This is a genomic window from Archaeoglobaceae archaeon, from assembly GCA_038734275.1.
Classification (GTDB): domain Archaea; phylum Halobacteriota; class Archaeoglobi; order Archaeoglobales; family Archaeoglobaceae; genus WYZ-LMO2.
This window is the reverse complement of the sequence record JAVYOO010000001.1, coordinates 383,464-397,004: the sequence shown is the minus strand read 5'-3', so window position 1 is coordinate 397,004 and position 13,541 is coordinate 383,464. Positions and strand designations below refer to the sequence as shown.

Annotated in this window: 8 protein-coding genes; 5 read left to right on the top strand and 3 right to left on the bottom strand. The window is 41.1% G+C overall.

Annotation, left to right across the window (positions count from 1 at the left end):
• The first annotated feature begins 31 nt into the window (after nucleotides 1–31).
• Nucleotides 32–862, top strand: a complete 831-nt coding sequence (locus QXI54_02130) for a class I SAM-dependent methyltransferase family protein (protein ID MEM0301952.1) — start codon at nucleotides 32–34, stop codon at nucleotides 860–862.
• 23 nt (nucleotides 863–885) lie between these two features.
• On the opposite strand, the gene QXI54_02125 is transcribed toward QXI54_02130, so the two are convergent.
• Complete coding sequence (locus QXI54_02125; protein MEM0301951.1) at nucleotides 886–2,274, bottom strand: hypothetical protein; 1,389 nt, start codon at nucleotides 2,272–2,274, stop codon at nucleotides 886–888.
• Nucleotides 2,275–2,530: 256 nt separating this feature from the next.
• Nucleotides 2,531–3,415 (bottom strand): deoxyhypusine synthase, encoded by an 885-nt coding sequence (locus QXI54_02120; protein MEM0301950.1) that lies wholly within the window; start codon nucleotides 3,413–3,415, stop codon nucleotides 2,531–2,533.
• A gap of 70 nt (nucleotides 3,416–3,485) precedes the next feature.
• Here QXI54_02120 and QXI54_02115 point away from each other — a divergent pair, with 70 nt between their 5' ends.
• Entirely contained in the window at nucleotides 3,486–4,187 is a 702-nt protein-coding gene (locus QXI54_02115) for a (5-formylfuran-3-yl)methyl phosphate synthase (GenBank protein MEM0301949.1), read from the top strand.
• On the opposite strand, the gene QXI54_02110 is transcribed toward QXI54_02115, so the two are convergent.
• Entirely contained in the window at nucleotides 4,171–5,358 is a 1,188-nt protein-coding gene (locus tag QXI54_02110) for a TrkA C-terminal domain-containing protein (GenBank protein MEM0301948.1), read from the bottom strand. The genes QXI54_02115 and QXI54_02110 overlap by 17 nt on opposite strands.
• Nucleotides 5,359–5,789: 431 nt before the next feature.
• Here QXI54_02110 and QXI54_02105 point away from each other — a divergent pair, with 431 nt between their 5' ends.
• The 3 genes from QXI54_02105 (at nucleotide 5,790) to QXI54_02095 (ending at nucleotide 13,395) form a co-directional block, all read left to right on the top strand.
• Nucleotides 5,790–8,306, top strand: a complete 2,517-nt coding sequence (locus QXI54_02105) for a hypothetical protein (protein ID MEM0301947.1) — start codon at nucleotides 5,790–5,792, stop codon at nucleotides 8,304–8,306.
• 85 nt (nucleotides 8,307–8,391) lie between these two features.
• Complete coding sequence (locus QXI54_02100) at nucleotides 8,392–11,103, top strand: NosD domain-containing protein (protein MEM0301946.1); 2,712 nt, start codon at nucleotides 8,392–8,394, stop codon at nucleotides 11,101–11,103.
• Nucleotides 11,104–11,139: 36 nt separating this feature from the next.
• Nucleotides 11,140–13,395, top strand: coding sequence for a C1 family peptidase (locus QXI54_02095; protein ID MEM0301945.1), 2,256 nt, complete (start codon nucleotides 11,140–11,142; stop codon nucleotides 13,393–13,395).
• Nucleotides 13,396–13,541 lie beyond the last annotated feature (146 nt).

The window sequence follows — 13,541 nt, the reverse complement described above, 5'->3', positions numbered from 1 at the left end:
GTATTTATTGCAGTCTGCATAAATCACTTTGGTGTCCCTCAAGGAAATGCTCAGGGATAAGCTCAGCGAAGAAGAGCTGAAAATCTTGCGAAGAAGCTTCGAGATAATTGGAGATATTGCAATAATAGAGATCCCAGATGAGCTAATCAGCAAGAAGGAGCTCATTGCGGATGCAATACTCAAAAAGCATAAGCATTTGAAGACAATTTTAAGAAAAGTGGGTGAAGTTAATGGCGTTTTCAGGGTTGCGAAATACGAGAAGATCTATGGAGAAGAGACTGAGACGATCGCTAAGGAGCATGGCTGTAGATTTCTCGTGGATCCAACGAAGGTTTACTATTCCTCAAAGCTCTCAACCGAGCGTGAAAGGATTGCAAGGCTTGTAAAGGAAGGCGAGAGGGTTTTGGTAATGTTTGCTGGCGTTGGACCTTATGCAATTGTCATCGCAAGGCTTTCAAAGGCTAAAGAAGTCGTAGGAGTTGAGCTGAACAGGATTGCGGTGGAGTATTTTAGAAGGAATGTTAAGCTCAACAAAGTCAACAATGTCGTTGTAATCGAGGGCGATGTTGCTGAAGTTGTTCCGAAGCTTGAGGGCAAATTCGATCGCATTTTAATGCCTGCTCCATATTCTGCGGAGAGCTTTGTTGGGCTGGTTAAGGGTAAAGTCAAATCAGGCGGTTTTGTTCATTACTACACGTTTGAAAGCGAGAATAATGAAAGCATGCTTGCTAAAAAGGTTGAAGATATTTTTTTAAGCAACGGAATAATTGCAAAGGCGAAATTCATGCGGAGATGCGGGAGCTTTGCACCCTATGTGAACAGATATGTTGTTGATCTTGAGTATTTGGGTGAAAAAGAATAAGAATTTGTAAAAAATCAAAAATTTTACCTTGGTGTTGTTGGATAGCCATGGAGAGCTTGCATTTTGTCAAGCCAGTTGCCAATTTTTGGAAAGATCTCACTCGGAGCTTTTAAGCCGAATGGTAGCTCAAGGTGACCTGTGCCTTTAATTAGCCAAGTTTCGTCGAGCGGATGTGGGGTCTTTCTTCCCATCAAGTCTTTTTCGATCTGCTCAGCTTCAACAAGTCCCGGGAGTTCTGAGAGGATCGTTATGAATGGGACTTGCACTTTGTTCATGTTGTATATATAGTAATAATAGCCATCCAAACCTGGCTTAGGATATGGTGGTGAGATCAGGTAGCTTCTCCCTCCATTTTCAAAGTATTCTCTGGCAGTAAGTCTTAGTCCAAAATCGCCGTATTGGACAAGCGTTGGTGTATAGATACTGTCCATTATATACCTGACTGCGAAATCACCGAGAGCATCATTCATGTCCTCGGTTGCATACATGGCCAAGGCTTTTATTAGTTCGCATCTGTCCCCATATTGATAGTATGCTTCTTCAATTACTTTGTAAAGGAAATTCATCGCAAGTAGAGTTGTATTCCATAACAATCTGCTTTTGGCTATGGTCTCAATAAGACTCCTCAGATCCATGTAGATCGGAATGTCAAGCAAAGCCCAACCAACTTTTGTATCCATAATTTGTGGCAGCGGTGGGATCATAGCAGGATCGAGGGCTATGACACCAAGCACAGTCTGAGCTCCTTTGATAATTCCATTTCTTTCCTTTACGAGGCTGTCATAGGAGACAACCTTCTTGCACCAAGGATCCCCACTAAGGCAAGAGACTGTGCTCTGGAATTTTGTTCCCTGCAAGTAAACGTAGCTAACTAAGCCACCAGTGCTGTGCCCCCCGATGATCGGGTTCTTTCCTGTCTTCGAGTAAACGTAGTTAATCGCTGCGGGCGTATCATACATTGCCCATACGTCAAGACTGACGTAAACAGAACCTTTTTGGCTTTTCATCGTGTCATAACCAGTTCCACGGTAGTTCACAAGCCAAACATCGTAGCCTTTTTTCCATAGATAGTAAGCAAGACTGTGCTGGAGCAGTGGGTCTGCTTTAACATTTGGATCATTCTGAGCCCAGCTTGCAATTGGCATCTGCGAATAGTATGGGGCGTAACGGCTCTTTAACTCTGCAGGGGTATGGGCGAGATACTCGTTCATGTTTGCCATTAGACCAGAGAATAGAACGATCGGCTGAGCTCCGTTATTGCAAACGCCTTTGTAGCAGTAGTGCAAAAGCTTGATCGAGACCCCATCAGCTGTTTTTACTGTGTGAATCTCACCGAATTGCTCAAAAGTGTTAGCTGTTGCAACAGAAATCATTGCAAGCACCAAGACTAACCCCGATAGCTTGGTGGACATAATGAGTTTTCGAATTTAGTGTATTTAAATTTTATCATATTTATTATTTAACAATAATTGTAATTATAATCATATGCTGCTCACATTTAAAAAATTTGCTCGGAACCCAAAAAGTTGAAAATAAAAATTCTCGTAGCAACAGGGTAAAAATTAGAGTAGGCGGAAGAGTTTTTAATATGGGAGAATATAGAGCTTTTGAAAAGGCGATGATGAAAGGGCCCCTCTGAAGCTGTGATGAGGGTTTTGAGTTCTGAGCCTAATCAATTAGATAAGCATAGAGCAATGGCAAGGCTATCGTTGCGTCGCAGTAGACTGTTACAGCCTTTGCATCGCCTTTGAGTTTGCACCAGCTTTTTGCTTCTTCAAGCGTTGCTCCGCTAAGCCCGCCGTATTGTGGAGTGTCTGTAGTGATCTGAACAGCGTAGTCGAAGCCCTCGGCAAGGAGCATTGCCTGCAAGGTAAAATTCTTGGGCACTCCTCCGCCGACGATTACGATGCCCATTTTTCTTTTCTGAGAGCAAAGATCAAGGAGCATTTTTGTATCCTTTGAGTAGTCAATCACTGCATTTTTTCCGTAGAGCATTAAATGAAGCCCTGCTATGGAGTCGTGAAGAGTTGGACAGAAGATCGGGATCTTATTTTCGAATGCAAGGCTTATAAAGGAGTCCTGAAGTCTTTTGCCAATTTCCCAAATTAGCTCGTAGCTTGAAAATATGCCTGAAAGCTCTTTAAAGGTTTCCATGAAAAATTGCTCCACAGCTTCAAAGGCAGGTGTTTCGATAAAAACGTCATAAATTCTGCTAATTCCCCTCTCTGCAAGTTCAACGTCATTGGCAAAGGGCGATCCGGAAGTGTGGGCATATCCAAGGGCTTCGCAGACTTCATGAACAATATTGGCTCCAGTAAGCACAAGGCTATGGGCAAATTTGTTTTCCAGTATGTCTTTAATAATATTCCTCATTCCCGCTGGTATCATAGCCCCTGCGAGGGTAAGGAAGATAAAAGCATCTTCTTTAACCATTTCTTTCCATATTTTTCCTGCTTCACCGAGTCTTCGGGCATTAAATGCTGTGCATGAAAGTTTTTCCACAAGCTCTGAAGCTTTTATGCCTTTTTCAACTTTTAGGTGTTCGATTTTCATGAATAAATGATCGGCAAAGAGTTTAAAAAGTTTCAAAAAACATAAATACAATAGATCAAAGAAGAGTATAATGCTTGTCCTTGTCAGCCCAAAGAATCTAAGCGAAGCCATCGAAGCCATTGAGGGTGGAGCGGATATTATAGACGTTAAGAATCCCGCAGAAGGTTCTTTGGGAGCAAATTTCCCTTGGGTCATAAGTGAGGTTGCAAAGCTTGCAAAAAAGCATGGCAAAGAAGTGAGTGCAACAACTGGAGACATGCCTTACAAGCCCGGCACAGCGAGCTTGGCAGCATTGGGTGCAGCAGTTGCGGGAGCGGACTACGTTAAAGTAGGTCTTTATGGAGTTAAGAATGAAGTAGAAGCAAAAGATGTAATAATGGCAGTTGTGAGAGCAGTTAAGAGCTACGACCAAAGCAAGAAGGTAGTTATTGCTGGTTATGGTGATTACTATAGGATTGGAGCCATATCTCCGCTTAAGCTACCACATATCGCTTCAGAATGTGGTGCAGATGTTGTCATGGTTGATACAGCAATAAAAGATGGTAGCTCAATCTTTGATCACATGAGCTTCGAATCTCTACAGGAATTCGTTTCTCTGGCAAAGGAAAATGGTTTACAGTGTGCCTTAGCTGGAAACCTTGGCTGGGGGCATCTGGAATCGCTTCGCAGACTTTCGCCTGACATTATAGGTGTTAGAACGATCGTATGTGAAAATGGAAGAAACTCACACGTAAAAAGAGAACTGGTCAGAAAGCTCAAGATGCTGGTTTAGCTTGTTTTGTAGAACAACAAAGGTTAAGGAGCTCTATTTCACTCTCTCTTGGCCCTTTTGCAATAAGTATGTCTCCTGCATGGATTGCAGTGCTTGCAGTGGGTCTTGTGATCCACTCGTTCCTTCGCTTTATTGCGATGATGTGCATTCCCGTGTTGCTCTCAACTCTTGTCTCTTTAAGAGTTTTATTCGTAAGCGGAGAATCCTTATCGACGTTTACCATAATTAGAATCTCTCCCGTTTTTCTCATTGCATCTTTAAAAACTTCCGGTAATTCCATCTTGTTGAGAAGTATTTCTGCAATTTCTCTTGCACTGTCAGCAATTTGCTCGGAGCAGTGAACTATCTCTATTATTGGGATCAATATCGAGGGATCATCGAACTTTTTGCTTGCACTCAGAATTAGCTTCTCAACTTCAAACTTCATGTTGTCGAGAACGCTTTCGATGTAAACGACTTCGAGTGCAACGTCTTCGTTTCCATAGATGAGCGAGGAATAGGCCAAGTCGACTGCAAGTTCTGAGAGATTTTTCATTTCGATTAGCAAATCAACAGCTCTGTCAAGCTCCGGAATCTCGAGCTCGCTTGCTATTCCAATTTCTCTGGTTTCATTCAAAACAAACTCATAGAGCCTTGGAACGCTGTTTGGATCTCCGCGAACAAAAAGCACGTCACCCTTCATTATTCTTGTGTCCCTGTCAACGTCGAAGATCCACTGTAGATCTCTTTTTATTGCTATAACTCTCATTCCCGTGACCTTCTGGAACATAACTTCTCCAAGCGATTTTCCTACTACGGGCGAATTTTCTGGTACCGTGACTTTTACTATGGTCTCCTCAGAGTGTGCAAGAATAAGATTTACGATGTTCTTCGGCAATTTGTAGCCTCTTAGCACGAGCGAAGAAATATCTCCAGCGGCACTGCTCATCTTGTAGCCAGCACTTGCTATCTGCAAAATGGAGGCAACTTTTTCAGTCTCTCTAATATGTCTTACTGATAAGGCTGCAATTTTTCTGATCTCTTTAATAAGATCGACAAACTTTGCCTCCAGTTCAAGCACTTCCTCAGCGACATCCTCGACATCATATAAAACGGATGAATAGGCGAGATCTATTACCAACTCGCTCGTATTTCTGATCTCCACAAGCAAATCCTTTACGGTTTTGGGCATCTCAATCTCATTAATAGATTTAATGATTTAAACTTTTCTGCCACTGAGTATACCGGGCTCTGTAACATTTTCGACAACTTATCAGAATAGTTCTCTGGTCTCTTGAAAATCCTGAAAATACATTAAAGCTTTTTATCGGTTCTCTAATTGTGGTTCGTTGCCTTGATGATGACCTTAAGATAATTTCGAACAATATAACCGCAATTAACCGCTCTTGGCTTTTTGTTCACGTCATTCTGGGGGTTTTTAAGTATACTCCAAGTAATCGCAATATCTTAAGCAACGAATTCTTCGTCAATTGCAGTAAAATATATCACGGATGGGCAAAAAGTTTATATACTTTAAATATAACTAAGGTTTGGCGGCGGGGTAGCTAAGGCTATACTCCGTCCGCTAAATCGTAGGATTTATATAGTAGGAAGTGAACGAAAATGCGGAAGGAGGTTGAGAAAATGAAAGGGTATGGATTGATAGGATTAGTGCTGTTAGTGATATTAATGTTGCCAGCGAGTGCAGTGCCAATGAAAAACGTTACAATTTATGCAGAGTTTGAATATGAAGGCCAAATGGTTAACAAGACGATATATCAATTCATAGATGGAATGAGCGCACCATACATCCCATGCACACTGCCAAACAATACAACTGCAAACTTAATATTTGAATTCGAGCTAAACCATACGGGAACTATACCAGACACATATACGATTAGAATTGTCCCACAGCCACCAATGCCAGGAGTTGAGTTCTATTTCGGTTTAGCCGATATTGGTTCTTACTACAGGACAAATCTCACTGCAATGGCTACATGGGATCTAACGAGCAAGGCTATTAAGAACACAACTGCTCCGAGTTATCTAGTGGTTACAGAAGTGAATGAACAGAATTATACACAGCTTGTTGGACCTCAGAAGTTCAAGCTCAATATTACAAATGTAAAAACCCCCAACAAGGGCGGATACTTTGTTACAGCTATTAACTTAATGGATTACTATCAAACTGTAGAGTATGGTGAATACACTGCAAAGATCTGCGTTGCTGAGCACGTTGTCATACCCCCACCGAATCCACAGGTATTGCCATGTGAAGGTGTGTGCTATTATAATTACAACAGCACTACAAACACAGTGATGCAAGCGGTTCCAGACTCTTGTTTCTATCTAAAGGCTCCGTATCAAGAGGGTAGAGAATTGCTATACTTCAAGAAATTCATCAAAATGCCAGGAGAGGACGGTGTATCAAGATGGGTTTGGGTTGAGCAAGTAACGCCTCAGGTGAAGAATACCAACGTATGCTTGGAGCCAGGAAATATTGAAGTGCCCAGTCTTGAGGGTAGAGAGTTATACTACTACTTTGATATTGATAGCTATAGTTGGACCGGGGATGGTCAGTGGAAATATGGCGAACCAACAATTCTTGGAGCACCTAACGCATGTCCAGATACGTATTATTATACAGGGAAACCTCTGAGTTCAATGAATGTCTGGGGATTCAACTTAACTGGAAGATACCTCGATAGACCCGGTAACCTTACGAGCCCACCAATAGCTTTGAGATGCAATAATTCTTCCATTAACGTCTACTTTATGTATACTTCAAATTTGGCTGGAAATGACAAGGTTGTTTTTGAGGCTTACTACGGAGGACAGTGGAATACTATAAAAGAATTCACTATTGATGATAATACTTGCTTAGACAAATTCGAGTATACAATATCTGATACGGGTGCAGCAGGGAATATACAGTTTAGATTCAGGTTTGTAAATGACACCAACCCAAGCAATGGATATGGGTTCTACGTATACGAATTCTATTTGGTTTCAGGTAATACTTGCTATATACCGGGATGTGCTAAATACAAGCCAGATTATTACTACACGGATTGTGAGTGCCTTGGAGATTACACAAAGATCGATTTGAACTATAAATATGAAGTTACAGTAGAAGCGGTTTACTACGACCCAGTTGCGGATGCAACATTTAGTTCTTATCCAAAGAAAAATCTGACAATAATTATCGACAATACTGGTCCAACTTTCAGTGCTATGCAGGATACTGGAACGAGCTTAGTTTTCAGCATCACCGATAACTTGGTCGGAGTTGAAGCAAACGCTGACAGTGAGCCCATTAAAGTGAAATACAAGGATGTAGGCTTCCAATTCAGCCGTTGGAACACTTATCCGCCATATGATAGAGATATTCGATACTACTATGATCTCTATGATCCATTGAAGCAGACGAGATCCGTTGCGGTGCACTTTGACAGAATTGAACTTGGCTATCAGGATTACCTGAGCATAATAGGAGGATGCAGAGACTGTGACATCTTCGAATACAACCCAGGAGACTGGGGAGGAAATTGCCGGTATGGATTATACACAGATTGGGACGAATACTACTGGAATGGCTGTCCACATAGCATGTGGGTAAGAGTGCCACTACAGAATTGCGAAATGGACTGCTCTGCTTCAGCAAATTGCGAGGGTTGCTACTATATGGAGGAGTGCGATGACTGTGCAAAGATCAGGTTCTACGATAATTTGGGTAGCTCCCAGTTTGGCATAAGCATCGACATGCTCGTCTATGGCACTGGAATTGCGGTGCTCAAGAATGGAGTTGACATAACAGATCAGTGCACCATAGCGAGCGATGGATTCAACGCAACTGTTACGGTTCCAAAGAACATCCTCGCTGTTGGAGATGAAGTAGTTGTCGTTGCGACAGACAAAGTCGGCAATGCAAACTACTTGAAGTATATCGTTTCCGGAGTTCCTTCAACACCGCCACCAACAACGCCACCTCCACAGGAGCCATGGCAGGCTTACGACAGCAACGGCAATGGCAAGATCGAAGATCAGGAGCTAATAGCAGCGATCTTGGACTGGTTAGGCAACGAATTGAGTGATCAGGAGCTCATAAACGTTATACTGAAGTGGCTAAGTGGCTAAACACTAAATTTTTACAATTTTTCTTAATTTTTTGATGATTGTAATCATTAGGAAAAGCTTTTAAAGCTCCATCCAGAATTTGTTTATGGAAAAAAGAATTATAGTGATGGGAAAAACAAGTTTATGTTTGGTATTGATAATGATACTTCCCGTGGCGTCTGCTAATATATATGTCCCAGACAACTATACCACGATCCAGCAAGCAATAGACAACGCAACGCCCGGAAGCTTAATAATAGTGAAACCCGGAGCGTATGCTGAAAATATAATTATAAACAAACCGCTAACAATCAAATCAGCCTGCGGATCAAATTGCACAATAATCGATGGCTTGGGTGTCGTCGCAATACAAATAAGAGCAAGTGATGTTACACTTGATGGTTTTAGGATAGTTAATTCAAGTTATTCAATTGATGCCAATGGTGTTAAGAACATTACAATTACGAACTGCACTGTTATAGGTGCTCCAGTTAAGTTGTGGTGGATTTCAGAAAGCAAATTCACAAACAATGTAATCCGAAACAGTTCTCTTTACGGATTGGCATGTTATTACTTCAAAAACAATGTCCTCCAAAATAATTCAGTCACTGGGAACAGTAAGGAAGGGGTAATACTCTATGCTGCAGAAGACAACGAGATCTCATGGAACACAATAGTGGATAACACTCGCCATGCACTTTATATTGTTAATTCAACGAATAATCGGATTTATAACAACCTTATCACGCAATATGTCTATTTAGAGAATTCCGTAAACTATTGGAATACGACCAAGCAAAGCTCTAAGAATATTGTTGGTGGTAACTACCTCGGTGGTAATGCTTGGATTCTACCATGGGGTGGCGGATTTTCAATGACTTGTTCAGATAGCAATAGCGATGGAATCTGTGACTCTGCTTACACAATTGCTATGAATAACATAGATTACTTACCATTAAAGGTTAATTTGACTCCAAGAGATCCTTGTTTAAACCTTGTTGGAGACATCTACGTTCCAGACAACTATACCACGATCCAGCAAGCAATAGACAACGCAACGCCCGGAAGCTTAATAATAGTGAAACCCGGAGCGTATGCTGAAAATATAATTATAAACAAACCGCTAACAATCAAATCAGCCTGCGGATCAAATTGCACAATAATCGATGGCTTGGGTGTCGTCGCAATACAAATAAGAGCAAGTGATGTTACACTTGATGGTTTTAGGATAGTTAATTCAAGTTATTCAATTGATGCCAATGGTGTTAAGAACATTACAATTACGAACTGCACTGTTATAGGTGCTCCAGTTAAGTTGTGGTGGATTTCAGAAAGCAAATTCACAAACAATGTAATCCGAAACAGTTCTCTTTACGGATTGGCATGTTATTACTTCAAAAACAATGTCCTCCAAAATAATTCAGTCACTGGGAACAGTAAGGAAGGGGTAATACTCTATGCTGCAGAAGACAACGAGATCTCATGGAACACAATAGTGGATAACACTCGCCATGCACTTTATATTGTTAATTCAACGAATAATCGGATTTATAACAACCTTATCACGCAATATGTCTATTTAGAGAATTCCGTAAACTATTGGAATACGACCAAGCAAAGCTCTAAGAATATTGTTGGTGGTAACTACCTCGGTGGTAATGCTTGGATTCTACCATGGGGTGGCGGATTTTCAATGACTTGTTCAGATAGCAATAGCGATGGAATCTGTGACTCTGCTTACACAATTGCGATTAACAATACTGACTATCTACCATTGAAATATACCGGTCTTCCGCCTACAACACCACCAACAACCCCGCCAACTACTCCACCTACCACCCCACCCACAACCCCAACTCCAACACCAACTCCCACTTCCGCACCAACACCTACACCTACTACCCCTCTACCAACAACCTCAGCAAAGATCTTCATCGAGCCAAACAAAACCACTGTTGCCCCAGGTGGAATCTTTGCAGTCGACATCAGCGTTCAGGATGGCACTGCCAATGCTGTGCTCCTCAACTTCACCTTCGACACTTCAAAGATCAGCTACGTTAGTGGCTCAACTCAGGGATTGTTCAACACAATGGACACAATATCCTCGAGTGCAAATTATGTCAGATATTTAGGAGTTTCAAGCTCTCCAGTTAACATTGCAAGCAAGACAAAAGTTGCAACCGCTGTGTTCCAAGTCGATTCTGGAGCTTCAGGGACTATAAGCTTCAATGTTGTTACTGCGAGTGTTAATGGAGTAAATGTATCCTTGGCTAATTTAACTGTGTTCAGCATTCAAATAGTTAAAAACAAGATCTTCATCGAGCCAAACAAAACCACTGTTGCCCCAGGTGGAATCTTTGCAGTCGATATCAGCGTTCAGGATGGCACCGCACAATCAGTGCTCCTCAACTTCACCTTCGACACTTCAAAGATCAGCTACGTTACTGGCTCAACTCAGGGAGTGTTCAACACAATTGACACAATATCCTCGAGTGCAAATTATGTCAGATATTTAGGAGTTTCAAGCTCTCCAGTTAACATTGCAAGCAAGACAAAAGTTGCAACCGCTGTGTTTAAAGTTAATTCAAACGCAACGGGGGCAATTGAATTTAGTATTATTGATGCAAATGTCGACAATAAACCTTCTGAAATTAGTATTTACAATATTCAAATCATTGAGGAGCCATGGCAGGCTTACGACAGCAACGGCAATGGCAGAATCGAAGATCAGGAGCTAATCACAGCGATAATGGACTGGTTGAACAACGAATTGAGCGATCATGAGCTGATAAATGTGATAATGAAGTGGTTGAGTTGAAATTTTAATTTTATATTTTTCTGAATTGGTGTTAGGATGCGGAAATTGGTATATGGTTGTTTAATGGTCTTAATATTGAATTTAGTGTTGTTTCCTGTGGACTGTAAGGAAATTGAAGAATCTCTCCCTGTTGCAGGAATGCCAAATCCAGCAGCAATTCGCTGTGTGAATTTAGGCTATAAATATGTCATTAAAGCAACTCCTTCTGGTGAATTGGGATTTTGTGTATTTCCAGATGGTAGTGAATGTGAATCATGGGCTTTCTACGATTGCGAATGTGGTTTATCCTGGAATGGGGGAAATTGCTCCGAAAAACTCAAAGCGGGAAAAATTGCAAATCTTGTCAAAAAAGGAGAAATAACCAGCACAGCCGACCCCTCGATCTACTTTGACTGGCGAAATTTCAAAGGAAAAGACTATACAACTCCAGTAAAGGATCAGGGTTTATGTGGTGCATGCTGGGCTTTCGCAATTGTTGCTGTATTGGAATCTCTAATAGAAATAAAAAGAGATGCCCCCGATCTCAATCCTGATCTCTCTGAGCAAGACCTGATCTCCTGTTCTTCTGCAGGTGACTGTAGTGGTGGATCCAGTTATATGGCATTGAGTTATTTGAAATCGCACGGTATCGTTAAGGAGAGCTGTTTTCCCTACTCGGATTACTATTGTAGTCCTCCAGCGTGCTTCACAACTAAAAAATGCTCTGAAAAATGCTCAATTGGAAATGAGATTTATAAAATATCAAATTTTTGGAATCTCACAGATGACATTGGCACTATAAAGAGGTTTCTTGTCTCATACGGGCCTCTTGTAGCAGTGATGAGGTATGATAGTAAAGGGTATTTCGACGAAAACGGAATATTCAGATGTATTGACGACATTTTTCTCGAGGAAGAAAATCATGCGGTAGTCTTAGTTGGATACAACGAGACAGGAAAATACTGGATCGTCAGGAACAGCTGGGGAGCAACTTGGAATGGGGATGGACATTTTAAGGTTGGTTATGGAGAATGTAGTATAGAAAAATCAGTTTACCTTGTTGATTTTGTTCCACAGAAGATTTACGTTCCGGACAATTACAGAAAGGTTCAGGATGCAATAAATAATGCAAAAAGTGGCGACTTGATCATAGTAAGAGATGGGATTTACAATGAAAGCATAAATGTAAACAGATCGGTGCTCCTCATAGCTGAAAATACCTCGGGTGCAATTTTAGATAGTTTTGGGGGTCCAGTATTCAATGTAACAGCAAGTTATACTCATATCGAAGGTTTTTCGATTAAGAATGGTTCGGTTGGAATCTATTTATGCTATACGTCGGAAAAAAACTCCATTGTCAACAATACGATTCACAATAATTCCGGGGGCATGTATTTATCTTACTCAAGTAGTAATATTATTTATAGAAACATAATTGAGAAAAATCCCATTTATGCAGTGTATCTGTTTAATTCTTCCAATAATTTGTTTTTTGACAACATAATAAATGGAACAGTTTATTTGGGCCCACTGGAAAATTCTTGGAATATTTCAAAAACAGCATTTAAAAATATTATTGGTGGAAAGTATACTGGAGGAAATGTCTGGTTGAACCCGATTGAGACTGGATATTCGCAAACTTGTGCAGACTCAGATGGCGATGGAATCTGTGACTCTGCTTACACAATTGCGATTAACAATACTGACTATCTACCATTGAAATATACCGGTCTTCCGCCTACAACACCTACACCTACTACCCCTCTACCAACAACCTCAGCAAAGATCTTCATCGAGCCAAACAAAACCACTGTTGCCCCAGGTGGAATCTTTGCAGTCGACATCAGCGTTCAGGATGGCACTGCCAATGCTGTGCTCCTCAACTTCACCTTCGACACTTCAAAGATCAGCTACGTTAGTGGCTCAACTCAGGGATTGTTCAACACAATGGACACAATATCCTCGAGTGCAAATTATGTCAGATATTTAGGAGTTTCAAGCTCTCCAGTTAACATTGCAAGCAAGACAAAAGTTGCAACCGCTGTGTTCCAAGTCAATTCTGGAGCTTCAGGGACTTTAAGCTTCAATGTTGTTACAGCAAGTGTTAATGGAGCAAATGCAATGCCAATAGTTCAGAGCATAAAAATTGGCACAGAGCCATGGCAAAGCTACGACAGCAACGGCAATGACAGAATAGAAGATCAGGAGCTAATAGCAGCGATAATGGACTGGCTGAACAACAGAATAAGCGATTTGGAGCTGATAAATGTGATAATGAAGTGGTTGTTTAATCCTAATTCTGGATTTGGTTAAAAAATATAGATGGCAGACAAAAGGATAATTAAAGGTGATCAGTGCACTCGCGGACAGACTTCTCTGAGTTCGTCAATTGCAGTAAAGTATATCACAGATGGGCAAAAAGTTTATATACTTTAAATATAACTAAGCTTTGGCGGCGG

What these genes read in the sequence shown, in the direction of transcription:
- QXI54_02120 (MEM0301950.1), bottom strand. Translation starts at nt 3,415, where the DNA reads ATGAAAATCGAACACCTAAAAGTTGAAAAAGGCATAAAAGCTTCAGAG.
- QXI54_02115 (MEM0301949.1), top strand. Translation starts at nt 3,486, where the DNA reads ATGCTTGTCCTTGTCAGCCCAAAGAATCTAAGCGAAGCCATCGAAGCC.
- QXI54_02105 (MEM0301947.1), top strand. Translation starts at nt 5,790, where the DNA reads ATGCGGAAGGAGGTTGAGAAAATGAAAGGGTATGGATTGATAGGATTA.
- QXI54_02110 (MEM0301948.1), bottom strand. Translation starts at nt 5,358, where the DNA reads ATGCCCAAAACCGTAAAGGATTTGCTTGTGGAGATCAGAAATACGAGC.
- QXI54_02095 (MEM0301945.1), top strand. Translation starts at nt 11,140, where the DNA reads ATGCGGAAATTGGTATATGGTTGTTTAATGGTCTTAATATTGAATTTA.
- QXI54_02125 (MEM0301951.1), bottom strand. Translation starts at nt 2,274, where the DNA reads ATGTCCACCAAGCTATCGGGGTTAGTCTTGGTGCTTGCAATGATTTCT.
- QXI54_02100 (MEM0301946.1), top strand. Translation starts at nt 8,392, where the DNA reads ATGGAAAAAAGAATTATAGTGATGGGAAAAACAAGTTTATGTTTGGTA.